The 23,044-nt window shown below is 59.5% G+C and carries 22 protein-coding genes; 16 read left to right on the top strand and 6 right to left on the bottom strand.

Annotated elements, in window-relative coordinates; translation table 11 throughout:
* Positions 1-4: 4 nt before the first annotated feature.
* The 5 genes from AAEY27_RS05010 to hycA all read right to left on the bottom strand — a co-directional run bounded on the left by AAEY27_RS05010 (position 5) and on the right by hycA (position 5,652).
* On the bottom strand, positions 5-1,714 hold the full coding sequence (locus AAEY27_RS05010; protein ID WP_342323811.1) for a hydrogenase large subunit: 1,710 nt from the start codon (positions 1,712-1,714) through the stop codon (positions 5-7).
* Positions 1,715-1,726: 12 nt separating this feature from the next.
* The gene (locus tag AAEY27_RS05005) at positions 1,727-2,665 is read right to left on the bottom strand and encodes a respiratory chain complex I subunit 1 family protein (protein ID WP_342325465.1); all 939 of its coding nucleotides are present in this window, start codon (positions 2,663-2,665) and stop codon (positions 1,727-1,729) included.
* 2 nt (positions 2,666-2,667) lie between these two features.
* Positions 2,668-4,482 carry a formate hydrogenlyase subunit 3 gene (hycC, locus tag AAEY27_RS05000; RefSeq protein WP_342323810.1) on the bottom strand — a complete coding sequence of 605 codons (1,815 nt, stop codon included), beginning with the start codon at positions 4,480-4,482 and terminating at the stop codon, positions 2,668-2,670.
* On the bottom strand, positions 4,479-5,087 hold the full coding sequence (locus tag AAEY27_RS04995; protein WP_342323809.1) for a 4Fe-4S dicluster domain-containing protein: 609 nt from the start codon (positions 5,085-5,087) through the stop codon (positions 4,479-4,481). Before AAEY27_RS04995 ends, hycC begins: the two co-directional genes overlap by 4 nt.
* A 97-nt stretch (positions 5,088-5,184) precedes the next feature.
* Positions 5,185-5,652 (bottom strand): formate hydrogenlyase regulator HycA, encoded by a 468-nt coding sequence (hycA, locus tag AAEY27_RS04990; RefSeq protein ID WP_342323808.1) that lies wholly within the window; start codon positions 5,650-5,652, stop codon positions 5,185-5,187.
* Positions 5,653-5,851: 199 nt separating this feature from the next.
* Between hycA and hypA the strand changes: the two genes are divergently transcribed.
* From hypA to AAEY27_RS04955, 7 genes are all read left to right on the top strand, one after another.
* Positions 5,852-6,199, top strand: coding sequence for a hydrogenase maturation nickel metallochaperone HypA (hypA, locus tag AAEY27_RS04985; RefSeq protein ID WP_342323807.1), 348 nt, complete (start codon positions 5,852-5,854; stop codon positions 6,197-6,199).
* 3 nt (positions 6,200-6,202) lie between these two features.
* Positions 6,203-7,075, top strand: a complete 873-nt coding sequence (gene hypB / locus AAEY27_RS04980) for a hydrogenase nickel incorporation protein HypB (RefSeq protein ID WP_342323806.1) — start codon at positions 6,203-6,205, stop codon at positions 7,073-7,075.
* Positions 7,066-7,338 (top strand): HypC/HybG/HupF family hydrogenase formation chaperone, encoded by a 273-nt coding sequence (locus AAEY27_RS04975; protein WP_342323805.1) that lies wholly within the window; start codon positions 7,066-7,068, stop codon positions 7,336-7,338. The genes hypB and AAEY27_RS04975 overlap by 10 nt, the downstream gene beginning before the upstream one ends.
* Positions 7,338-8,459, top strand: a complete 1,122-nt coding sequence (hypD, locus tag AAEY27_RS04970; RefSeq protein WP_342323804.1) for a hydrogenase formation protein HypD — start codon at positions 7,338-7,340, stop codon at positions 8,457-8,459. The genes AAEY27_RS04975 and hypD overlap by 1 nt, the downstream gene beginning before the upstream one ends.
* Complete coding sequence (gene hypE, locus AAEY27_RS04965; protein ID WP_342323803.1) at positions 8,456-9,466, top strand: hydrogenase expression/formation protein HypE; 1,011 nt, start codon at positions 8,456-8,458, stop codon at positions 9,464-9,466. The genes hypD and hypE overlap by 4 nt, the downstream gene beginning before the upstream one ends.
* A 48-nt stretch (positions 9,467-9,514) precedes the next feature.
* Positions 9,515-11,590 (top strand): formate hydrogenlyase transcriptional activator FlhA, encoded by a 2,076-nt coding sequence (flhA, locus tag AAEY27_RS04960; protein WP_342323802.1) that lies wholly within the window; start codon positions 9,515-9,517, stop codon positions 11,588-11,590.
* 291 nt (positions 11,591-11,881) lie between these two features.
* On the top strand, positions 11,882-12,310 hold the full coding sequence (locus tag AAEY27_RS04955) for a TOBE domain-containing protein (protein WP_342323801.1): 429 nt from the start codon (positions 11,882-11,884) through the stop codon (positions 12,308-12,310).
* 229 nt (positions 12,311-12,539) lie between these two features.
* Here the strand turns inward: AAEY27_RS04955 and AAEY27_RS04950 are convergent, their stop codons facing one another.
* Positions 12,540-12,884, bottom strand: a complete 345-nt coding sequence (locus tag AAEY27_RS04950; protein ID WP_342323800.1) for a nitrous oxide-stimulated promoter family protein — start codon at positions 12,882-12,884, stop codon at positions 12,540-12,542.
* Between the two features lie 216 nt (positions 12,885-13,100).
* Here AAEY27_RS04950 and AAEY27_RS04945 point away from each other — a divergent pair, with 216 nt between their 5' ends.
* From AAEY27_RS04945 to AAEY27_RS04905, 9 genes are all read left to right on the top strand, one after another.
* Positions 13,101-14,015, top strand: a complete 915-nt coding sequence (locus tag AAEY27_RS04945) for a LysR family transcriptional regulator (protein WP_342323799.1) — start codon at positions 13,101-13,103, stop codon at positions 14,013-14,015.
* A 127-nt stretch (positions 14,016-14,142) separates the two neighbouring features.
* A complete protein-coding gene (locus AAEY27_RS04940; protein ID WP_342323798.1) occupies positions 14,143-15,570 on the top strand; it encodes a M20 family metallopeptidase in 1,428 nt (475 codons plus the stop codon).
* A gap of 9 nt (positions 15,571-15,579) precedes the next feature.
* The gene (locus AAEY27_RS04935; RefSeq protein WP_342323797.1) at positions 15,580-17,172 is read left to right on the top strand and encodes an ABC transporter substrate-binding protein; all 1,593 of its coding nucleotides are present in this window, start codon (positions 15,580-15,582) and stop codon (positions 17,170-17,172) included.
* Positions 17,173-17,184: 12 nt separating this feature from the next.
* Positions 17,185-18,255, top strand: coding sequence for an ABC transporter permease (locus AAEY27_RS04930; RefSeq protein WP_342323796.1), 1,071 nt, complete (start codon positions 17,185-17,187; stop codon positions 18,253-18,255).
* The gene (locus AAEY27_RS04925; RefSeq protein WP_342323795.1) at positions 18,252-19,184 is read left to right on the top strand and encodes an ABC transporter permease; all 933 of its coding nucleotides are present in this window, start codon (positions 18,252-18,254) and stop codon (positions 19,182-19,184) included. The genes AAEY27_RS04930 and AAEY27_RS04925 overlap by 4 nt, the downstream gene beginning before the upstream one ends.
* A complete protein-coding gene (locus AAEY27_RS04920; RefSeq protein ID WP_342323794.1) occupies positions 19,177-20,043 on the top strand; it encodes an ABC transporter ATP-binding protein in 867 nt (288 codons plus the stop codon). The genes AAEY27_RS04925 and AAEY27_RS04920 overlap by 8 nt, the downstream gene beginning before the upstream one ends.
* Entirely contained in the window at positions 20,040-20,804 is a 765-nt protein-coding gene (locus AAEY27_RS04915) for an ABC transporter ATP-binding protein (protein WP_342323793.1), read from the top strand. Before AAEY27_RS04920 ends, AAEY27_RS04915 begins: the two co-directional genes overlap by 4 nt.
* Before the next feature lie 2 nt (positions 20,805-20,806).
* A complete protein-coding gene (locus AAEY27_RS04910) occupies positions 20,807-21,733 on the top strand; it encodes a serine hydrolase domain-containing protein (protein WP_342323792.1) in 927 nt (308 codons plus the stop codon).
* Positions 21,730-23,022 (top strand): MmgE/PrpD family protein, encoded by a 1,293-nt coding sequence (locus AAEY27_RS04905; protein ID WP_342323791.1) that lies wholly within the window; start codon positions 21,730-21,732, stop codon positions 23,020-23,022. Before AAEY27_RS04910 ends, AAEY27_RS04905 begins: the two co-directional genes overlap by 4 nt.
* Positions 23,023-23,044 lie beyond the last annotated feature (22 nt).

Genomic DNA, 23,044 nt, shown 5'->3' with positions numbered 1-23,044 from the left:
CTCTCTATTTCAGCGGCGAGTTCTTACGCTCAACGCCGTAACGCTCCAACTCTTTGTAGGCCACCACTTTGCTTTTCTTCTTGCGCACATCGACCACCGTCATGCGGTCGGTGCAGGAGTAGCACGGGTCAAGGCTGCCGATAATCAGCGGTGCGTCAGACACTGTGTTGCCGCGCAGCATGTAGCGCAGCGTCGGCCAGTTGGCGTAAGTCGCCGCGCGGCAGCGCCAGCGGTACAACTTCTGGTTGTCGCCGGTCATACTCCAGTGGATATCATCCCCGCGCGGCGCTTCGGCAAAACCCAGCGCAAAACGGTGCGGAATATAGGTAAAACCTTCCACCATCAGCGGGCCGCCGGGCAGGTTATCCAGGCCGTAATCAATCATGTTCAGCGCGGTAAGCACTTCGTTGATGCGCACTTTCAGGCGCGAAATCACATCGCACCCCTGTTCGGTGTGCACGGTCATCGGCAGCAGACCATAACCGACAAACGGGTGATCGGCGCGGGTGTCGCGCGCATGCCCGCTGGCGCGCACCATCGGGCCGACGTTACTGAAGTCGCGGGCGATTTGCGGGTCGAGCCGCCCAATGCCGACCGTGCGCTGCTCGATATTCGGCGTGCTCATCAGCATCTCGACCAATTCCGTTACGTCGCGGCGCATTTGCTGCGCTAACTGGCGAGTCTGGATCATGTCGTCTTTCAGCATGTCGCGGCGAATCCCGCCGATCAGGTTCAGGCCGTAGGTTTTACGCGCCCCAGTGAGGATTTCCGCCATCTTCATCGACGCTTCGCGCACGCGGAAAAACTGCATAAAACCGGAGTCAAAACCGACAAAGTGACAGGCCAGGCCGAGGTTTAGCAAGTTGGAGTGCAGGCGTTCCACTTCCAGCAAAATGGCGCGGATCATCTGCGCGCGCGCCGGCACGACAATGCCCATCGCGTTTTCCACCGAGGTGGTGTACGCAGTGCTGTGGGCGAAGCCGCAGATGCCGCACACGCGATCGGAGAGGAACGTGACTTCGTTGTAACCCATGCGGGTTTCTGCCAGTTTTTCCATGCCGCGATGAACGTAAAACATGCGGTAATCGGCATCGACAATGTTTTCGCCGTCGACAAACAGGCGGAAATGGCCCGGTTCGTCCGACGTCACATGCAGCGGGCCAATCGGCACCACATTGTTTTTCTTGTCACCCAGTTCATTAATGAATTCATAGGTTTCCGCGTCGGTAGTCGGCGTGGGGCGCTGGCGGTAATCCATGCTGTCTTTGCGCAGCGGGTAGAGTTCATCCGGCCAGTCATCCGGCAGCACCAGGCGGCGCTCATCCGGCAGGCCGACCGGAATCAGCCCGTACATGTCGCGCACTTCGCGCTCGCCCCACACCGCCGCTGGCACGCGCGGCGTGACGGACGGGTATTCCGGTTTCAGGGCATCGACTTCAACGCGCACGGTTATCCAGCACTTCACGCCCTGCTCCATCGACAGCACGTAATACACCGCGAAATGGCCGTTCAGCTTGCGTTCGTCGTTGCCAAACAGCACCGACAGCCAGCCGCCCTGCTGGTAATAGAGAAACTCCACCACCTCCGGCAAATAATTAATCTTGATGGTGATGGTCACCTGGTCTTTGGTCTGCCACGCCTCGTCCAGCACCACGCCGGGGAATGTCTCGTGCAGGGCGGCGAGATAGTGTTGACCGATTTTTTCTTCAGACATGCATAAACTCTCTTAATATGTCGCCAGCAAGGAGACGAAGGCTAAAAAGGCGACGCCGAAACCGGCCCAGGTGAAACGCGAAGTGGCGACAAAACGCAGCCGCGCCATGCTGTTTTCAAACAGCGCGATCACCAGCACGCCGAGCACCAGCTTGAGGATCGCCACAGCCACCGCCAGCAATAACCCCGTGGCGCTGAACGCGCTCATCTGCCCCCAGGGCAAAAAGACGCCGACAAACAGTTGCAGCACCACCAGTTGCTTTAAGCTGATGCCCCATTTCAACACCGCGAAACCGCTGCCGCTGTATTCCGAGAGCGGCCCTTCCTGCAACTCTTGCTCCGCTTCCGCGAGGTCAAACGGCAGTTTGCCCATCTCGATAAACGTGGCGAAGGCACAAGCGCACAGCGCCAAAAACAGCGGCAGGCTGTAGTTCAGCGGCCAGTGATAAACGGTGTCGGCAATAAACGTAATGTGCGTGGAACCGGCGACCAGCGCTGCCACCCACAAACCGAGCAGCAAAATCGGCTCGACCAGCACGCCGAGCATCGCTTCGCGGCTGGCGCCGAGACCGGTAAATGGGCTACCGGTGTCCAGCCCGCTAATCGCAAAGAAAAAGCGGGCAATGGCGAACAGGTAAATCAGGGTGATGACATCGCCAAGCAGCGGCAGCGGCGAAGCAATCGTCACCACCGGCAGCGCCGTGGCGATGGTCAGCATGACGCCGACCATCACAAACGGTGTCAGGCGAAACACCCAGCCGGACGCCGCCGGAGCAATGCTTTGCCGCCCGAGCAGTTTGATAAGGTCGCGGTACTCTTGCAGCACGCCCGGCCCACGGCGGTTATGCAACCGCGCACGCGCCACGCGACCGATCCCGGAAAGCAGCGGCGCGAAGGCGAAGAGCACCAGCGCCTGCACGACAGCAACAACAACAGCAAACAGAAAATTCATCATCAGGCTCCTCGGGAAATCACCACGACCACCAGCACCGCCAGCTCAATCAGCGCCAGCCGCCGGAACAACACCGGCGCCGCCTCGCCTCTCCAGCCGGGGATCGGAAGCCGGGGCTCCAGCCATTTGCGCAATTTCAGTACCGGGGCGAAGGCGGCTTTAACCGGCATGGCAAAACCGTGCGCGGTAATCACCATCGAACTTTCGTGATCGTAACCGCACACCCAGGCGCTTCCCCGGCGGCGGGCCGGCAGGCGATCGCCTTTGAACAGCAGCATCAACAGCAGCGGTAACAGGGGGGCGGCGATCAGCAGTAGGGTGATCATCGGTTGCGACACCACGGTGTTGGCGGTTTGCAACGGCAGCGGAACGGCAGTGAACAGGCGCGGCAACAACCACGGCGCGGCAACGCCACCGATGATGCAGCACACCGCCAGCACGGCCACACTTGCCGTCATCAACCACGGCACCGCGCGCGGGTTTTCCGCCTGTGCGCTACGCGGTGCACCGAGGAAGGTGACACCATAGACTTTCGCCATGCACATCACCGCCAGCGCACCGGTGATCGCCAGCCCCACCGCCAGCGACGGCCCGATCAGTTGCAACAGAAAGTGGCCGCTGCCGCTTAAGCGAAAGAAGGATTGATAAATTACCCATTCGCCCGCGAAACCGTTAAGCGGCGGCAACGCGGCCATCGCCATCAGCCCGACCAGCATCGCCAGCGACATCACCGGCATCTTTTTGCCGATGCCGCCGAGTTTTTCGATATCGCGAAAACCGGTGCCAAACCACAGCGCGCCCGCGCCAAGAAACAGCGTGCTTTTAAACAGGCTGTGATTGAAAAGATGGTACAAACCGCCAATCAGCCCGAGCGCCGCCAGCGCCGGTTGGCGCAGCGCCAGCCCGGTCACGCCCGCGCCGAGTCCCAGCAAAATAATGCCGATATTTTCCAGCGTGTGGTACGCGAGCAGGCGCTGAATGTTGTGCTCCATCAGCGCGTACAAGCCACCGACAAAAGCAGTGAGCATGCCAAACACCAGCAGCGCCACACCCCACCACAACGGCGGTTGGCCGCCGAGCAAAGAGAGATTCAAGATGCCGAACAGGCCGATTTTCATTACCACCGTCGAAAACAGCGCCGCTGCGGGCGCGGGTGCGTTGGCATGCGCCTGCGGTACCCAGGCATGCAGCGGAATAATCCCCGCCAGCAGACCAAAACCGATAACGCCTAACAACCAGACGCCACTGCTGAGCGGCTGTGCGCTGAGGCTGGCGAAATCGAGCGTGTGATAGCGTTGCCACAATAGCCAGCAGACGATCGCCAGCAGCGCCGTACCGAGGCGCCCCATCGCAAACCATAATTTGCCGGATTCGCTACAACCGGTGAGGAACACCGCGCTGAGCGCCATGATTTCCGCCATCACCACCAGCGCGCCAAAGTTTGCCGCGCTCACCGCGCACAGCGCCGCCGCCAGCAATAAATTCATCAGCAAGCCGTTGGTTTTCACGCCGTCATGGCGGTGCCAGGCGATGTTATACAGGCTGACAACCGCGCCGCAGATGCCGAGGGTCAGCAACCACACGGCGCTGAGCGGCGTCACCAAAATGTGATAGTGAATCAGCGCCATCGTACCGGTAACGGTTTGCGCGCCCACCAGCGACATCGCGCCCACCGCCGTTGCCAGCATGCAGCCGACAGCGCCGCCAACCCCGGCCAGCAGGCCGCTGAGCGTCTTAGCGGGGGTGAACAAATACGCCAGCGCCGCCGCGCAAATCAGCACCGCCACCGCGCCGCTGAGCAAAGAGAGAAGAGTCATTTCGCGCTCCCGTTTAGCTGCGTGAACAGCGACAAATCGCCGTAATCCGTGTTGAGGGTTTGCTCGCGTTTGCGGCGGCTGGCTTTGGCGATATCGCGCTTATTCACCAGATGCAGCGCCTTGGTCGGGCACATGCGCACGCAGGCCGGGCCTTGCGCGTCGAAATGGCAGAGATCGCACTTCACGGCGATAGCGCGAATACCCGGCACCCAGTCAAGCAAGGTACTGACCCGCGCAGGCGCGGGCGGCGCAGCGGGCGCTTTTGGGCTATTCACATTGGCGGGAATGTCCAACGGGCGGCTACCGGAAAATTCGATAGCGCCAAACGGACAGGCGATCGCGCACAGCTTACAACTGACGCACAGGCTTTCATTGAGCTGCACCGCACCATCGACGCGGTTAATGGCATTGACCGGACAAACGCCCGCGCAGGGCGCGTCTTCGCAGTGGTGGCACTGCTGCGGCGCAGATTCATATTGACTGCGCATGACGCGCAGGCGCGGCATTGCTTGCAGCCCCTGCGCCCGGTGCGTCTCCGCGCAGGCGGCTTCGCAGGTATGGCAGCCAATACACAGCGCGGAATCGGCAATTACAAAACGGTTCACCAGCTAATCCTCAGGTGATTCACCCGGGTTACGGGCGGTCATTTATGACGAAACGTGTCGCGCCTTGTGTCACTTCGACACCTGTCGACACCCAATCTCAGGCCAGCGCGGGCGCACCGTTTTCGCTGACCAGTGTAGTGAGGTTGACCGGCGTGTCCGCAGCCAACGCGGTGTATAGGGCGTCGTAAACCGTGGCGATTTTGCTCAAATAGTGTTCCAGCACTTTTTCGCGATCGTGGGCGCTGAACGCGCCATCGACGTTGCCATCGCTGGTCAGTTGCGCCTGTGCAATCAAACGCTTGTCGTCGCTGTCTTTGTTGGCAATCGCGTATTCGATGGTGTGGCCGTTAAAGCCGCCGGTCAGGGTGATGTAAACCGTGAAGTGGTCGAACAGCACAAAACAGAGCTGCTGCTGCGGCGCGCAGCCAATGGCGTGATGCAAGCGCGCTTTGGAGAGCGTAATCCCCTGAACCAGCGCGTTGCAGTAACTGCGCCACTCTTCTTGCAGGCGGTGGTGTCGCCCGGCAATGTAATCCGCCTTTTCGCTAATTTCCCAAATCGTCATGTCTGCTTACCCGGTTAATAGAAACAACGGCGGTAAAGCATCATCCGTGCCAAATTTTAATCAATTGATTTTTATGAAAATAAAATAAAACAGCAGCATATTTCGACGTGCCATCTCGACATGTTCGTCATCGTCACAGTGACTAAACCGGTGATGGCACCGTTATTGCATTAAGGCGGCAAAGCCATGAGGAGGCGTTATGCACGAGATAACCCTGTGCCAGCGAGCGCTGGAAGTGATTGAACAACAGGCGACGGCAAATGGCGCACGAAGGGTAACCGGCGTGTGGCTCAAAGTCGGGGCGTTTTCTTGCGTGGAAACCGACGCTTTAACGTTTTGTTTTGATCTGGTTTGCCGCGGCAGCCTGGCGGAAGGTTGTACACTGCACATCGAACAACAACAGGCGGAGTGCTGGTGCGAGTCTTGCCAGCAGTACGTGACGTTACTTAGCCATCGAGTGCGCCGCTGCCCACAATGCCACAGCGACCAATTGCAGATCGTCGCCGATGACGGAATGCAAATTCAGCGACTGGAAATTGAGGAGTAAACAATGTGTACAACATGTGGTTGTCAGGACGGTAACCTTTATATAGAAGGTGACGAACATAACCCCCACTCTGCGTTTCGCGGCGCGCCCTTCGCCCCGGCTGAGCGCCCGGCGTTGAAAATCACCGGGGTGAAAACCGATAATTTCCGCCCGACGCAACTGGAAAATGGCGATTTGCATTATGGTCACGGCGAAGCCGGAACCCATGCGCCAGGCATGAGCCAGCGGCGGATGGTGGAAGTGGAAATCGACGTTCTGGATAAGAACAATCAAATCGCCGCCCGCAATCGCGCCCGCTTCGCCGCCCGCCAGCAACTGGTGCTTAACCTCGTTTCCAGCCCCGGCTCCGGCAAAACCACCCTGCTCACCGAAACCCTTCAACGCCTGAAAGCGCGCGTGCCTTGTGCGGTTATCGAAGGCGATCAGCAAACCGTTAATGACGCCGCGCGCATTCGCGCCACCGGGACACCGGCCATTCAGGTCAATACCGGCAAAGGCTGCCATCTGGATGCGCAAATGATTGCCGATGCCGCGCCGCGTCTACCGCTGGATGAGCACGGCATTTTGTTTATCGAAAATGTCGGTAACCTGGTCTGCCCGGCCGGGTTTGATCTCGGCGAGCGCCATAAAGTGGCGGTGTTGTCCGTCACCGAAGGGGAAGATAAACCGCTCAAATACCCGCATATGTTCGCCGCCGCCTCGCTGATGCTGCTCAACAAAGTGGACTTGCTGCCCTACCTCACTTTTGACGTCGAACAGTGCATCGCGTACGCGCGGGAAGTGAACCCGCAAATCGAAATTTTGCTGGTCTCCGCCACCAAAGGCGACGGCATGGACGCGTGGCTCGACTGGCTGGAGGCGCAACGATGTGCATAGGCGTCCCCGGTCAGATTTGCGCCATTGACGGCCTGCAAGCCAAAGTGGATGTCAGCGGTATTCAGCGCGATGTTGATTTAACGCTGGTCGGCAGCCATGACGAAAACGGCGAGTCACGCCTTGGGCAATGGGTGTTGGTGCACGTTGGTTTTGCGATGAGCGTCATCAATGAAGCCGAAGCGCTGGATACGCTGGCGGCGCTGCAAAACATGTTCGATGTCGAACCCGATGTCGGCGCACTGCTGTATGGCGAGGAGCGATAATGCGTTTTGTCGACGAATACCGCGCCCCGGAACAGGTGATGCAGCTTATCGCCCACCTGCGCGAGCGGGCGGCACATCTTTCTTACACGCCTGAACGCCCGCTGCGCATTATGGAAGTGTGTGGCGGCCATACCCATGCCATTTTCAAGTTCGGCCTCGACCAATTACTGCCGGAAAACATTGAGTTTATCCACGGCCCTGGCTGCCCGGTTTGCGTGTTGCCGATGGGGCGTATTGATACCTGCGTCGAGATCGCCAGCCACCCGGAGGTGATTTTTTGCACCTTTGGCGACGCGATTCGCGTGCCGGGGAAAAACGGTTCGTTATTGCAGGCCAAATCGCGCGGCGCGGATGTGCGCATTGTCTATTCGCCGATGGACGCGCTGGCGCTGGCGGAAAAAAATCCGCAGCGCAAAGTGGTGTTCTTCGGCCTCGGGTTTGAAACCACCATGCCCGCCACCGCCATTACGCTGCAACAGGCGAAAGCCCGCAATCTCGACAACTTTTGGTTCTTCTGCCAGCACATTACGTTGATCCCCACGCTGCGCAGCCTGCTTGAGCAGCCGGATAACGGCATTGACGCGTTCCTCGCGCCAGGCCATGTCAGCATGGTGATCGGCACCGACGCCTATACGTTTATTGCCGATGAGTTTCAGCGCCCGCTGGTGGTCGCCGGTTTCGAGCCGCTTGATCTGCTGCAGGGCGTGGTGATGCTGGTCGAGCAGAAAATCGCTGCCCACAGCCAGGTGGAAAACCAGTATCGCCGCGTAGTGCCAGATGAAGGCAACCGGCTGGCGCAGGCCGCCATCGCCGATGTGTTTGCGGTCAGCGGCGACAGCGAATGGCGCGGGCTGGGAATGATTGGCGAATCCGGCGTGCATCTGACAGCGCAATACCGGCGTTTCGATGCCGAAGCGCATTTTCGCCCGGCGATGCAGCAAGTCTATGACGATCCGCGCGCGCGCTGCGGCGATGTACTGACCGGCAGATGCAAACCGCACCAGTGCCCGCTGTTTGGCAGCACTTGCAACCCGCAAAGCGCATTTGGCGCGCTGATGGTTTCATCAGAAGGCGCCTGCGCGGCCTGGTATCAATATCGCGCTCAGGAGTATGAAGCATGAATGAAGTGCAGATGGCGCACGGCAGCGGCGGCCAGGCCATGCAGCAATTAATCAGCCAGCTTTTTTTAGAAGCCTTCGCCAACCCGTGGCTGGCGGAGCAGGAAGATCAGGCGCGCCTCGATTTAGCCACACTTGCCGCAGGCGGTGACCGGCTGGCCTTCTCCACCGACAGCTATGTTATCGATCCGCTGTTTTTCCCCGGCGGCGATATCGGCAAGCTGGCGGTGTGCGGCACCGCGAATGATATTGCCGTCAGCGGCGCGACGCCGCGTTACCTCTCTTGCGGCTTTATTCTCGAAGAAGGCTTGCCGATGGCGACGCTGAAAACCCTCGTCGAAAGCATGGCGGCCACCGCGCGCAGCGCCGATATCGCGATTGTCACCGGCGACACCAAAGTGGTGCAGCGCGGCGCGGCGGACAAACTGTTTATTAACACCGCCGGGATTGGCGCCATCCCCACCACGGTTCATTGGGCGGCGAGTTCCCTTGCGCCTGGCGATGTGTTGCTGGTCAGCGGCACGTTGGGCGACCACGGCGCGACCATTTTGAACCTGCGCGAAGGGCTGGGGCTGGACGGTGAACTGGCCAGCGACTGCGCGGTATTAACGCCGTTAATCCAGCCGCTGCGCGATATTCCCGGCATCAAAGCCCTGCGCGATGCCACCCGAGGCGGCGTCAACGCGGTGGTGCATGAGTTTGCCGCCGCATGCGGTTATGGCATTGAATTGAATGAACGGGATTTACCGGTAAAACCGGCGGTGCGCGGGGTTTGCGAACTGCTGGGGCTGGATGCACTGAATTTTGCCAACGAAGGAAAACTGGTGATTGCCGTACAGCGCGAGGCCGCAGAGCAGGCGCTGGCACAATTACGCGCTCACCCATTAGGGCGCGACGCAGCAATGATTGGTGAAGTGGTCGAACGCAAAGGTGTTCGGTTGGCTGGGCTTTATGGCGTGAAACGCCTTTTAGATTTACCCCATGCGGAACCGCTGCCGCGGATCTGCTAGCTTTTTTTATTTTTTTCACACCGTTTGGTGTGTTCCTGGATGAGCAAAATGGCGTATACACCGATGAGCGATCTCGGGCAACAAGGGTTGTTCGATATCACACGGATTTTATTACAGCAGCCGGATATGGCAGCACTGAGCGAGACGCTGACGCGCCTGGCCCGGCAAGCGGCGCTGGCCGACAGCGCGGCGATTGTGCTGTGGCACGCCGACAGCCACCGCGCCAGCCGCTACGCGGTGCAAACGCCCGACAACGGCGCGCAACACAGCGACAAAGCGCTACTGGCAAACGGGCCGGTGCGGCATATTCTCTCTCACCCGCAGGCGCTGCACTGCACCGCGCACATTTTTAACGAGACCTGGCCTGCTATCGCGCAAAGCGACATTTACCCCGCGTTTGCGCATTACGCGTTATTGCCGCTGGCGGCGGAGGGGCAAATTTTTGGCGGCTGCGAATTCTTTCGCCATCACGATCAGCCGTGGAGCGAGCGGGAACTCGACCGGCTCAATACCCTGACGCAACTGGTCGCCGTGGTCGCTGAGCAGTTACAAAATCACGAAAACCAGGCACCGGACTATGAATCGCTCAGCCAGCAGCGTGATGATTTTCGCATTCTTGTCGCCATCACCAACGCCGTGCTTTCCCGGCTGCATATGGATGAACTGGTGAGTGAAGTCGCCAAAGAGATCCACTACTACTTCGGTATTGACGCCATTAGCTTAGTGCTGCGCGGCAGCCGTAAAGGCAAACTGACCATCTACTCCACCCATTATCTGGATGAGACGGATCCGACCCACGACACGCAGGAAGCCGACGAAGCGGGCACGCTGACCGAGCGGGTATTCCAGAGCAAAGAGATGCTGCTGCTCAACCTGCACGAACGCGACAAACTCGCGCCTTATGAGCGCATGCTGTTTGAAACCTGGGGTAACCAAATCCAGACGCTGTGCCTGCTGCCGCTGATGTCGGGCAAAAACCTGCTCGGCGTGCTGAAACTGGCGCAGTGCCAGAAAGAGGTGTTTACCCAGGCGAACCTCAACTTGTTGCGCCAGATTGCCGAGCGCATCGCCATTGCGGTGGATAACGCGCTGGCCTACCAGGAGATCCACCGCCTGAAAGAGCGGCTGGTGGATGAAAACCTGGCGCTGACCGAGCAGCTCAACAATGTCGACAGCGAGTTTGGCGAAATTATCGGGCGCAGCGAAGCGATGTTTCGCGTGCTCAAGCAGGTGGAAATGGTATCGCCGAGCAACAGCACGGTGCTGATCCTTGGCGAAACCGGCACCGGGAAAGAGCTGATCGCCCGCGCCATCCACAACCTGAGCGATCGCAATAGCCGCCGGATGGTGAAAATGAACTGCGCGGCCATGCCCGCCGGGTTGCTGGAAAGTGACCTGTTTGGCCATGAACGCGGGGCGTTTACCGGCGCCAGCGCTCAACGCATTGGTCGTTTTGAACTGGCGGATAAAAGTTCGCTGTTTCTTGATGAAGTGGGCGATATGCCCCTTGAATTGCAACCGAAGCTGCTGCGCGTATTGCAGGAGCAGGAGTTTGAGCGGCTCGGCAGTAATAAGCTGATCCGCACCGATGTACGGCTGATCGCTGCGACGAATCGCGATCTGAAACAAATGGTCGCCGACCGCGAGTTTCGTAGCGATCTTTATTACCGGCTGAATGTGTTCCCGATCCATCTGCCGCCGCTGCGCGAGCGCCCGGAAGATATTCCGCTGCTGGTGAAAGCCTTTACCTTCAAAATCGCCCGCAAGCTGGGGCGCAACATCGACAGTATTCCGGCGGAAACGTTGCGGGTGCTGAGCGCGATGGAGTGGCCGGGCAATGTGCGCGAGCTGGAAAACGTGATTGAACGGGCTGTACTGCTGACGCGCGGCAATGTGTTGCAGTTGTCGATGGCGGAAGTCGCCGTACCGCAAGCGCCCGTTGCGCAACCGGCGGAAGTGGCGCGCGACGGGGAAGATGAGTACCAGTTGATTCTCCGCGTGCTGCGCGAAACCAACGGCGTGGTCGCCGGACCAAAAGGCGCAGCCCAGCGGCTGGGGCTGAAACGCACGACGCTGCTCTCGCGCATGAAACGGCTGGGGATTGATAAAGACACGTTGGGTTGAGACCCGGCACGCTTTTATGGTTTTCGTAGGCCGGAGAAGGCGTTAGCCGCCATCCGGCAAAACGCCCGATGGCGCTGCGCTTATCGGGCCTACTCGCGGCACACTTTTATGGTTTTCGTCGGCCGGATAAGGCGTTAGTCGCCATCCGGCAAAACGCCCGATGGCGCTGCGCTTATCGGGCCTACTCGCAGCGCGCTTTTATGGCTTTTGTAGGCCAGAGAAGGCGTTAGTCGCCATCCGGCGATTTCCCGCTATGCTAATGTATTTCCCCCCCTATATGACGGAGGCAATATGGCTGTTTCAGCACGTAACCAGTTGGTGGGCAAGGTCAGCGCAACGGCGCACGGCGCGGTCAATGATGAAGTGGAATTAACCCTCGACGGTGGCGCGAAGCTGGTGGCGATTGTCACCACCAGCAGTAAAGTCGCGCTGGGGCTGGCGCCGGGTAAAGAGGCGATTGCGCTGATTAAAGCGCCGTGGGTAACGCTGGCAACCGAAGATTGCGGGTTAAAGTTTTCGGCACGCAACCAGTTCGCTGGCGAGATCAGTGCGGTGACCGAAGGCGCGGTGAATGCCACGGTGCATGTGAAAACCGATGCCGGTTTTGAGTTGGTGGCGGTAGTGACCAATGAGAGCCTGCAAGAGATGCCGTTGGCGCAGGGCAAGCGGGTGATTGCGTTGATCAAAGCCTCGGCGATTTTGATTGCCACGCGCGAATGATGGCGTTGTAGGTCGGAAAAATTCGTAGGCCTGATAAGCGCAGCGCCATCAGGCGTTTTGAATCCGGTGGAAGGGTTCCGTTCACCACCAGCACGGTTATCCCAATAAACCTCATTGCGGTGAACGGGATAATTCCATAACAGTGACATAATCGCCGGATGGCGGCTAGCGCCTTATCCGGCCTACAAACCCACAAACCCACAAATCCACAAATCCACAAACCCACAAATCACGTTTTACGCCGATATTTCTCCGGTAACTCGGGGACCGGGCGTTTATCGTCAATCAAATGGCGCACCGTCAATATCGGATGCCGCCACAACATACGCGGGCCGGCCCAGCGCATAATCTGCTTCATCTCTTCGCGCTTCGCGGGCTGGTAACAGTGTACCGGGCACTGCTTGCAGGCCGGTTTATTCTCGCCGAACACGCATTTATCCAGCCGTTTCTCGGCATAGGCGTACAAATCCGCGTAATGCGCCGCGCTGCTGACCGCATCCGGACAGGCACGCTGGTAAAGCGCAATCATCTTTCGGATAGTCAATTTTTCCCGCAGGATCCGTGGACCAGACATACACACCACCAATAATTAAGATGCATAAATAATACAACTTAATATCCCACCGTTGCACCCCATTAGTGCATTTCCTGCGCAATGATGGGGGCTGGCCTCCCTTCCCTTTCCCGCAGCCCCCACCAGCGCCCGCCTGCAAGAGTGGCGCGTTTCTTGCCTTGATCACCTTCGTTTCATGTAAGAGACGTTTTCCCATTCATTTCGCAAGGTATCGCTATGGAATTGAAATGGTTTGAAGATTTTCTCAGTGTTGCCCGCAGTCTTAGCTTCACGCGCGCCGCCGATGAGCGGCATATCACCCAATCCGCGCTGAGCCGCCGCATTCGCCAACTGGAAGAGTGGCTGGGCGTGCCGTTATTCGATCGCAAAACCTACCCGGTGACCCTGACGCCAGAGGGCGAAAGCTTTCTCGCCACCGCCAGCGAAACGGTCTTCTCAATGACCCATTTGCGCCACGATCTCAACCAGCGCTTTCGATCACGCACGGCGGTGCTGCGCTTCGCCATGCTCAACACGTTGTCATTGACCTTTTTCCCGGACTGGATCCAGCGCCTGAACCTGCAACAGCAGCTGGGTTACATCCGCATGTGCAACTCCAAACCGAGCTTCGTCGAGCACATCGCCACTCTGCACAGTGGCGAAACCGACTTTCTGCTCACCTATGCCCACGACGCGGTGTCGCTGATCCACCAGCTTGCGCCGTATCCCATGATCCCACTCGGGCGCGAATGGGCGATCCCGGTTTGTCGCCCGGACAGCGGCGGCCAGCCGCTCTACCCCATCAACCCTGACGGGCGGCCGATTCCGTGGCTGAGCTACGGCAACCACTCGTTTTTTGCCCACGCGCTGGCGCAGATGCTCGGCGAACATCCTCTGCCGCTGGAGGCGGTGTATGAAAACGGCATGTCAGCCAACCTGAAAGCAATGACGCTGGCAGGTGGCGGCGTCGCCTGGTTGCCGTTAAGCCTGGTGCATGAAGAGTTGTCGAACGGATCGCTGGTGCGCGCCGGCAGCAGCGAGTGGGAGATCACCCTCGCCATCCGACTTTACCGACAGCCGGTGCTGCGCAACCCACAAGCGGAACAACTTTGGCAGTTGATCCAGCAGAGTGAAACCGCGCATGCCGCCTGATGGCGGCAGACTATGCAAAAACGGAATAGCCGGTGTGAATTGCTCATTGGCCTTTTGGAAACTTTTTACCTCATTGTGGTGGCACAGCGATGTTACGTCATCCCGACCAACCAAACTGGGGAGCACCATGGAAAACAAAGCGTTAGTCTGGAAATGGGTAGAGAAACACCAGCAGGATTTTTGCGATCTGAGCGACAGAGTCTGGGGCATGCCGGAAATCTGCTACACCGAATACAGCTCGGTGGCGGAACACACCGCGATGCTAAAAACGCACGGTTTTCGCGTCACGGAAAATGTGGCGGACATCCCCACGGCAGTGATGGGCGAAGCCGGTGAAGGCGGGCCGATTATCGCGTTTCTCGGCGAATATGACGCCCTGCCCGGCCTGAGCCAGGCCTCCGGCGTCGCGCACTACTCGCCGCTGCCGGGTAACGGCAACGGTCACGGCTGCGGGCACAATCTGCTCGGTTCCGGCGCGATGCTGGCGGCAACCGCGCTGAAAGCCTGGCTGGAAGAGACGGGTACGCCGGGGCGCGTGCGTTACTACGGTTGCCCGGCGGAAGAAGGCGGTGCGGCGAAGTCCTTTATGGCGCGCGCCGGGGCGTTTGCTGGTGTCGATGTGGCGATCACCTGGCACCCGAGCGCCCATCACGAAGTGGCGAAACCACTGTCGCTGGCCAACACGCGGATGGATTTCTTCTTCACCGGTCGCTCGTCCCATGCCGCCGCCTCGCCGCATTTAGGCCGCAGCGCGCTGGACGCCGCAGAACTGATGAACGTTGGCGTGCAGTTTTTGCGTGAGCATGTGCCGCAAGATTCCCGCATTCATTACGCGATGCTCGATTCCGGCGGTATCGCGCCGAACGTGGTGCAGGCGAAAGCGGCGGTACGTTACGCCATTCGCGCTCGCGATGTCCACGCCATGTTCGAACTCAACGAGCGCGTTAAACGCGTGGCGCAAGGCGCGGCGCTGATGACCGATACCAAAGTCGACATCAGCATCATGAGCGCGGTCTCCAACCTGTTAGGTAACCGCCCGCTGGAAGAAGCGATGCAGCGCAACCTGCAAAGCCTCGGCCCGGTGCCGTTCGACGACGCCGACCAGGCCTTCGCCGCCGAAATCCAGGGCACACTTTCTGACGAAGAGATCGCCAGTTGCTATCGCAAAACCGGTATCAAACCAGCGAAACCGAAACCGCTCAGCGACTACATCATCCCGCTTGATACCCATGGCGAAGTGATGATTGGCTCCACCGATGTCGGCGATGTCAGTTGGGTGTTGCCGACCGTGCAGGCACACATTCCGACCATGGCGATTGGTACGCCGGGTCACTCCTGGCAGTTAACCGCGCAAGGCAAAATGCCCGCCGCGCATAAAGGCCTCGCCCACGTCGCGAAAGTGATGGCCGCCACCGCCGTGGATGTCCTCACCGACAAAGTGTTACTGGCGCAGGTGAAAAAAGCGCACTTCGAGCAAGTGAGCGAAAAACCGTACCACTGCCCGATTCCGGCAGAGGTAAAACCGCCGATCCAGCCCCGCCCGGACACTTTATAAGGAAGCGCCATGAAATTTTCTCCTGTTGCCGCCGCGCTGGCGTTAACCAGCGTCTGTAGCCTCGCGGCAAACGCCGCCACACCGCCCGATTCTCTGGTGATGGCCTGGAATATCGACGCCATCAGCACCTGGGATCCGGCGCAGATTGGCGAAGTGGTGACCAGTGAAATTTACGCCAATGTGTGTGATTCGCTGGTCGATTTTGATGTGAAAGATGAGAAGAAGCTGACGCCGCTGATGGCGAAAAGCTGGGATGTGTCGGACGACCGGATGACCATCACCTTTCATCTGCAAGATAACCTGAAATTCCCGGACGGTACGCCCGCCAGCGCCGGCGATCTGGCCTGGTCGATGCAGCGCATCGTGAAACTCGGTTACGGCAACGCCGCGCAGATCACCGAATACGGTTTTAACAAAGAGAACGCCGACAGCCGCATCACCGCGCCGGACGACAAAACGCTGGTGCTCAAGCTGGACAAGCCCTACCCGACCAACCTGGTATTACAGGCGGTAGCAGCCAATAACGTCTCGTCGCTGATTGACCGTAAAGTGGTGGAAAAAGAGGCCGTCGATGGCGACTTCGGCCACAAATACCTGACCACCCACACCGCCTGCGTTGGCCCATACCAAATGGTGCGCTGGAACGCCGGTGAAGGGGTCATGTTGCAGGCCAACAACAATTACTGGGGCAAAGCGCCGGTGCTGAAACGCGTGCTGATCCGCCATGTTGCGGAAACCGGCACTCAGCGGCTGCTGCTGACCCAGGGCGATGTCGACATTGCCCGCGATTTGTCAGCGGATGACCTGAAAACCCTCGACGAAGGCGGCAAAGTTAAGGTCGATAAAGTCCTTAAACCGCAGCTCTTTTTCTGGACCTTCAACAACGAAGATCCAATTTTCAAAAATGAAAAAGTGCGCCTCGCCATGCGCTACCTGATTGATTACGACGGCTTAGCAAAAAGCGTGATGCCGTACCTCGGCGTGCCGCGCGCCAGTTTTGTGCAGATTGGCGCCTTCGGCGCGTTGGATGAGAAAGAGGGCCAACCGTTCAAACTCGATCTGGCGAAAGCCAAACAGTTGCTGACCGAAGCCGGTTACCCGGACGGTTTCAGCGCCTCGGTGATTTTCGGCACCCTGCCGCACTCCGCGCCGATTGCGCAAAGCATCCAGCAGAACGCCGCGAAAATCGGCGTGAAGCTGACGCTGGAACGCATGGCGAATGCCCAGTTGTTTAGCCGGGCGCGCGGGCGTGAATTCCAGAGCGCGATGATGGCGTGGCAAACCTCGGTGCCGGATGCCTACGGCAACGCCTCGCGTCTGGTCTACAACCCGGATAACCGCAAAGAGGCGCGCGCCACGCAATACCCAAGCTGGCGAGCGGCTTATTACGACGCGCAGATGAACCAGAAAGTCGACGCGGCGCTGCTGGAGCCGGACGACGCCAAACGCAGCGAGATGTATGCCGCACTGCAAAAAGAGGTCATGGAAAAAGGGCCGATGGCGATCATGTTTCAGATGTACAACAGCGCGGGTATTAGCCCGGGCGTGAAGAACTGGACGTGGAACGGCTTTCGCGTTTGGTACGGCGACGCAAGTAAGTAACGGAGGTTGCTGATGTCTCAGGTGATGGCACCCATGACCGATACCTCCCCCGCACCGCTGTGGCGTCTGCTCAGACGCGCCAGCCGGGGGGTGATTTCCATCTGTTGTACGCTGCTGGGGCTGGCGGCGCTGACCTTCTTTATTGGTCGGCTGCTGCCTATCGACCCGGTGGTGGCGGTGATTGGCGATAACGCCAGTCAGGAAGCTTACGAGAAGATGTACCAGCAACTCGGGCTTAATCAGCCGCTGTGGAAACAGTTTGTCGATTATGTCTGGCAACTGCTGCATCTGGATTTCGGCACCGCGCTCACCACCAGCCAGCCGGTGGCGCAGGATATCGCCCGCGTGTTTCCGGCGACCCTTGAGCTGGCGACGGTAGCGGCGATTATCGGCGTAGGCCTCGGCATTCCTGCCGGGGTCTTCGCGGCGATGTATCGCAACTCGTGGTTCGATCACCTGATCCGTTTTGTCGGCCTGCTGAGTTATTCCACGCCGCATTTCTGGCTCGGTTTAATGGGGCTGCTGCTGTTTTACGCCACGCTTGGCTGGATTGGCGGGCCGGGGCGCATCGACTTTATTTATGAGTTCGAACTGCACCCGGTGACCGGTTTCTGGCTGGTAGACAGCGCCATGAGCGGCAACTGGGCGGTGTTCAAAAATGTCTTTGGTCACATCATTTTGCCCGCGTCGATCCTCGGTTTGAGCGCGCTGGCTTACATCAGCCGCATGACCCGTAGCTTTATGATTGAGCAACTCTCGCAGGAGTACATCATCACCGCGCGGGTGAAAGGCTTGTCCTGGGCGCGCTGTGTCTGGGTGCATGCCTTTCGCAATATCGCCGTGCCGGTGCTAACGGTGGTTGCGCTCTCCTGGGCGTGGCTGCTGGAAGGCGCGGTGCTGACGGAAACCGTGTTCGCCTGGCCGGGCTTTGGCCGCTATTTAACGAACGCTTTATTGGCGGGGGATATGAACGCGGTGGTCGGCTGCACGCTTTTGATCGGCGGCATTTTTGTGGCGCTCAACCTGCTGTGCGATCTGCTGTATCGCATCTTCGATCCCCGCACGCGACAGGAGAACTCATGACCGATTCCGCGAAATCTTTGCGCATTCGTCCCCGCCAGGGGCTGCGCGCCTGGCTGAGCGATCCCGCCCCGCAAACGCCAACGCAGGCGCGCGCGCAACTGGCGTGGATCCAGTGGCGGCGCTTTCGCGCCAACCATTCGGCGCTGTTTGGCCTGCTGGTGTTGTTGGTGATTGTCGCGGCGGCGCTGTTCGCGCCGTGGCTGGCGAACCACGATATTTATGCGCAAAACCTGGCGGCGCGCCTGCAACCGCCGAGCGCCGACCACTGGCTCGGCACCGATGAACTGGGGCGCGATATCTTTAGCCGCCTGCTGTATGGCGCACGCATCACGCTCTATATCACTGGGCTGACGGCGCTGATTATCACCCCGCTCGGCTTAGTGATTGGCGCTACGGCGGGCTACCTCGGCGGGCGCGTGGATACGGTGTTGATGCGGCTGGTGGATATTTTCCTCGCCTTCCCGAGCCTGATTCTCGCGCTGGCGTTTGTCGCCGCGCTCGGGCCGGGGATCGAGAACGCGATCATCGCCATTTCGCTCTCCGCCTGGCCGCCGATAGCCCGCCTGGCGCGCGCCGAAACGCTGGCGATCCGCAAGATGGATTACATCGCCGCCGTGCGCTTACAGGGCGCGTCGGCGTGGCACATTATTTTGCGCCATGTGATGCCAATGTGCCTGCCGTCGGTGGTGGTGCGCGTGACGCTCAATATGGCGGCGATCATTCTTACCGCCGCCGGGCTGGGGTTTCTTGGCCTCGGTGCGCAAGCGCCCAGCCCGGAATGGGGCGCGATGCTCGCCTCCGGGCGCGAATTTATGCTGAACAATGGCTGGATTGCCGCCATTCCCGGTTTAGCGATTTTGTTCACCAGCCTGGCCTTCAACCTGCTGGGTGATGGCCTGCGCGACGTAATGGATCTCCGCCATGAATAATCCGCTGTTGGAGGTGGAAAACCTCAGCATTCTGTTTAAAGGCGCGCACGAAGATAACCTCGCGGTGCGCGATGTGAGCTTTCAGGTCGGGCGGGAAAAAGTGGCGATTGTCGGCGAGTCCGGTTCGGGCAAATCCCAAACCTGCCGCGCGTTGCTGAAACTGACGCCGAAAATCGCCCGCGTACAGGCCGCCAAAATGCACTTTGGCGAGATCGATTTGCTGAACGCCAGCGAGCGGCAAATGCGCGCCATTCGCGGCAACCGTATCTCAATGATTCTGCAAGACCCGCGCTTTTCCCTGAACCCGCTGATGCGCATTGGCGATCAAGTGGCGGAAGCCTGGCGTTTGCATCGCCGGGTGAGCAAAGAAGAAGCCCGCGCGCGGGCGCTGGAGATGCTGGAATCCGTGCATATTCGCGAAGTCGCGAAAGTGGCGCGGCTTTATCCGCATGAAATTTCCGGTGGCATGGGCCAGCGCGTGATGATCGCCATGATGCTGATCCCGGAACCGGATTTGATCATCGCCGATGAACCGACTTCCGCGCTGGATGTCACCGTGCGCCGCCAGGTGCTGAGCATTCTTGATGAGCAGTTGCAGCGCCGCCAAACCGGGCTGCTGTTTATCACCCACGATTTGAACCTGGTGTCGCGCTTTTGTGACCGGGTGCTGGTGATGTACGCCGGGCGCATTGTTGAAGAGTTGCGCGCCAGTGAACTCGACCAGGCCTGCCACCCTTATACCCAGGCGCTGCTCGCCAGCCAGCCGCGCCTGCGCGAACCGGTAGAAACGCTGCGCGTGCCTACGCGCGATCCCGCCTGGCTCAACGGCCCCTGCTATCGTTATGGAGTTGCCTTATGAACCCGATTGCTGGCGCCGATCGCGCCATTGAAATGGTGTCGCTCGCCATCGCGTTTGGTCAGGGCAGCCAGCGCCGCCAGGTGGTCAACGATGTCAGCCTGACGCTGGCGCGCGGCGAAAGTTACGGCTTGATTGGTGAATCCGGCTGCGGAAAATCGACCATCTTGCGCGCGCTGGCCGGGCTGAACCATGACTATCACGGCCATATTTTATTCAATAACCGTGAGCAACAGCCGCACCGCGATAAGCCCTTTTACCGCCAGGTGCAGATGGTGTTTCAGGATCCTTACGCCTCGCTGCACCCGCGCAAAATGGTGTGGGCGAGCCTGCGCGAACCACTGCGCCTGCACGGCATGGACAAGCACGAAGCGCGCATCAGCGACGTGCTGCATGCTGTCGGGTTGTCGGATGCGTTTCGCTACCGCTACCCGCACCAACTTTCCGGCGGTCAGCGCCAGCGCGTGGCGATTGCCAGAGCGTTGATCCTCGAACCCTCGGTGCTGCTGCTGGATGAACCCACCTCCGCGCTGGATGTGTCGGTGCAGGCGGAAATCCTCAACTTACTCAGCCGCATGCGCGCGCAGCGTAACCTCACCTATTTGCTGGTGACGCACGATTTAGCGGTAGTCACCCATTTGTGCCAGCGCGTCGGTGTGATGTACCAGGGCAAGCTGCTGGAAGAGGTCAGCGCTGAACGCCTGCGCCACGGCGATGCGCGGGAAAACTACACCCGTGAATTTCTGGCAGCCAGCGAGGCATAACCATGTTCGACGATCTGGAAAAGCAACTGGCGCGCCAACAAAGCGCGGTTTTGCTGGTAGCGCGCGGCAATGAAATCCTCTTTCGCTATGGCGATGAAACCACGCGCTACCCCTGCCATTCGATGCGCAAAAGTTTCCTCAGCGCGCTGATTGGTTGCGCCGAAGCCGAAGGGCGTTTCGACCTGTCGCTGACGCTGGAAGCACTCGGAATCGACGATCGGCAAGGCTTAAGCGCGGTGGAAAAGCAGGCGACGCTGTACGACCTGCTGACCGCGCGATCCGGCATTTATCACCCGGCGAATTATGAAACGCCGTGGATGCAACGCATTAAACCGCCCCGCCATTGCTTCGCGCCGGGCGAAAACTGGTGTTACAGCAACTGGGATTTCAACGCGCTCGGCACCGCCTGGCGCCAGCTTACCGGGGAAGCGATCAATCAGGCTTTCGCGACCCGCATCGCCGAACCGATTGGCATGCAGGATTACCGCCCGCAGGAAGATAGCTGGCTGGAACCGGGTAGCCATTCGCAGCACCCGGCATACCCTTTTTCGCTTTCAAGTCGCGACCTGCTGCGCTTCGGCCAACTCTTTTTACAGCAGGGTTGCTGGGCGGGAAAACAGGTGATTCCCGCGCATTGGGTCGATTTAAGTACCGCGCCCATTTCACACGCGGGCGCACGCGGGGCGTACGGTTTTATGTGGTGGGTGACCCGCGACAGCGTGGCCTGGCCGCTGGCAATTTTGTCGGAAGGCAGCTTCTCGGCGCAGGGCGCGGGCGGGCATTTTTGCCTGGTGGTGCCGTCTCATCAACTGGTGGTGGTGCACCGGGTCGATACCCGGCAACCTGGCCAGGAAGTGAATCGATATCAAATCGGTCAGTTACTGCATTCCCTTTTCAGTGCGCTAAAAGCGCAGGAGTTGGCATCATGACGTTGATTGAAACGCTGGCAAACTGGTGCGCGGCGCCGGAGCCATTTAGCGAACGGGCACGGGAACTCGCCCGCGAAGCCATCACCGACACCCTTGCTTGCCTGGTCGCCGGGCGGGACGATTTCTCCACCCGCGCGGTGTACGACGCCTGGCGCGAAACGGCCATTACGCCGTCGCACGCGGCGCTTATCAATGCCACCGCGGCGCACGCGATTGATTATGACGACAACTTCGCGCCCGGCATGAGCCACGCGTCAGCGGTGCTGTTACCGGCGTTGTTACCCGTCGCGCTGGCGCAGGAAAGCAGCGGCGCGGCGCTGATCGAGGCCTATTTAGTCGGGTTGCAGGCGCAGGCATTTATTGGCGAAGCCATCGGTTACGGCCACTACACCGCGGGCTGGCATGGCACATCCACCGTTGGCTGCATCGGCAGCGCGGCAGGCGTCGCCGCGTTAATGGGGCTGGAGGCTGATGGCATTGCGCGCACATTGAGCATCGCGGTCAGCATGGCAAGCGGCGTGAAAGGCCAGTTCGGCACGCCGCTGAAACCGTTTCACGCCGGAATGGCGGCGCGAAACGCGGTGGAAGCCGCAACGCTCGCGCGCACCGGCATGCACGGTAGGCTGGACATTATTGAATGCCCGCAAGGTTTCGCAGAGCTGTATGCCGGCAGCGTCAACCTTCCGACGTGGCTTAATGATGCGCAGCATGTGATTGAGCGCATTGGCGTGATGCCGAAAAAACACCCCTGCTGTGGCTCGACGCACCGCATTCTCGATGCGATTGCCGATTTGCAGGCGCTGCATGCGTTTGCCGCGGATGATGTTGAACAAGCGCATTGCCAGGTTGGCATTGCCAACTGGCGTAACCTGGCGTATCCGCAGCCTGTCGATGAGATGCAGGCGCGTTTTTCGATGCAATATTGCGCGGCGGTGATGCTGGAAAAAGGCGCGCTCAGCGTGGCGGATTTCACCCCGGATGGCGTTGCCACCCAGGCGGATGCGCAGAAACTGGCGCGTATAAGCATGAGCGCGTGGACCGCCGAACAGGAGGCGGAAAACCCCGCCCTGCCGCATATTTTGACGCTGACGTTGAAAGATGGCCGCATATTGCGCCACGCGCGACTGAGTGCCAAAGGCGCGCGGGAAGAACCGTTTAGCGAACAAGAGCGGCAGGCGAAATTCCTCGACTGCTGCGCCCGGTTACCGGATGCCCAGGCGTTGTATGACCAGCTTTTGGCGCTGGATACGACCCGCGATATCAATTTTATGCGCCGGATGATGGTGTGAACGATGCCGGATGGCGGCTGAC

The sequence above is a fragment of the Kosakonia sp. BYX6 genome (genome assembly GCF_038449125.1).
GTDB classification, from domain to species: domain Bacteria; phylum Pseudomonadota; class Gammaproteobacteria; order Enterobacterales; family Enterobacteriaceae; genus Kosakonia; species Kosakonia calanthes.
The sequence above is the reverse complement of the archived record's forward strand: the minus strand, read 5'-3'. Positions and strand labels throughout refer to the sequence as shown.

Excerpts from the sequence above, each read along its gene's own strand:
- AAEY27_RS05010 (WP_342323811.1), bottom strand. The coding sequence starts at position 1,714 with ATGTCTGAAGAAAAAATCGGTCAACACTATCTCGCCGCCCTGCACGAG.
- AAEY27_RS05005 (WP_342325465.1), bottom strand. The coding sequence starts at position 2,665 with ATGAATTTTCTGTTTGCTGTTGTTGTTGCTGTCGTGCAGGCGCTGGTG.
- hycC (WP_342323810.1), bottom strand. The coding sequence starts at position 4,482 with ATGACTCTTCTCTCTTTGCTCAGCGGCGCGGTGGCGGTGCTGATTTGC.
- hycA (WP_342323808.1), bottom strand. The coding sequence starts at position 5,652 with ATGACGATTTGGGAAATTAGCGAAAAGGCGGATTACATTGCCGGGCGA.
- hypA (WP_342323807.1), top strand. The coding sequence starts at position 5,852 with ATGCACGAGATAACCCTGTGCCAGCGAGCGCTGGAAGTGATTGAACAA.
- hypB (WP_342323806.1), top strand. The coding sequence starts at position 6,203 with ATGTGTACAACATGTGGTTGTCAGGACGGTAACCTTTATATAGAAGGT.
- AAEY27_RS04975 (WP_342323805.1), top strand. The coding sequence starts at position 7,066 with ATGTGCATAGGCGTCCCCGGTCAGATTTGCGCCATTGACGGCCTGCAA.
- hypD (WP_342323804.1), top strand. The coding sequence starts at position 7,338 with ATGCGTTTTGTCGACGAATACCGCGCCCCGGAACAGGTGATGCAGCTT.
- hypE (WP_342323803.1), top strand. The coding sequence starts at position 8,456 with ATGAATGAAGTGCAGATGGCGCACGGCAGCGGCGGCCAGGCCATGCAG.
- flhA (WP_342323802.1), top strand. The coding sequence starts at position 9,515 with ATGGCGTATACACCGATGAGCGATCTCGGGCAACAAGGGTTGTTCGAT.
- AAEY27_RS04955 (WP_342323801.1), top strand. The coding sequence starts at position 11,882 with ATGGCTGTTTCAGCACGTAACCAGTTGGTGGGCAAGGTCAGCGCAACG.
- AAEY27_RS04950 (WP_342323800.1), bottom strand. The coding sequence starts at position 12,884 with ATGTCTGGTCCACGGATCCTGCGGGAAAAATTGACTATCCGAAAGATG.
- AAEY27_RS04945 (WP_342323799.1), top strand. The coding sequence starts at position 13,101 with ATGGAATTGAAATGGTTTGAAGATTTTCTCAGTGTTGCCCGCAGTCTT.
- AAEY27_RS04940 (WP_342323798.1), top strand. The coding sequence starts at position 14,143 with ATGGAAAACAAAGCGTTAGTCTGGAAATGGGTAGAGAAACACCAGCAG.
- AAEY27_RS04935 (WP_342323797.1), top strand. The coding sequence starts at position 15,580 with ATGAAATTTTCTCCTGTTGCCGCCGCGCTGGCGTTAACCAGCGTCTGT.
- AAEY27_RS04930 (WP_342323796.1), top strand. The coding sequence starts at position 17,185 with ATGTCTCAGGTGATGGCACCCATGACCGATACCTCCCCCGCACCGCTG.
- AAEY27_RS04925 (WP_342323795.1), top strand. The coding sequence starts at position 18,252 with ATGACCGATTCCGCGAAATCTTTGCGCATTCGTCCCCGCCAGGGGCTG.
- AAEY27_RS04920 (WP_342323794.1), top strand. The coding sequence starts at position 19,177 with ATGAATAATCCGCTGTTGGAGGTGGAAAACCTCAGCATTCTGTTTAAA.
- AAEY27_RS04915 (WP_342323793.1), top strand. The coding sequence starts at position 20,040 with ATGAACCCGATTGCTGGCGCCGATCGCGCCATTGAAATGGTGTCGCTC.
- AAEY27_RS04910 (WP_342323792.1), top strand. The coding sequence starts at position 20,807 with ATGTTCGACGATCTGGAAAAGCAACTGGCGCGCCAACAAAGCGCGGTT.
- AAEY27_RS04905 (WP_342323791.1), top strand. The coding sequence starts at position 21,730 with ATGACGTTGATTGAAACGCTGGCAAACTGGTGCGCGGCGCCGGAGCCA.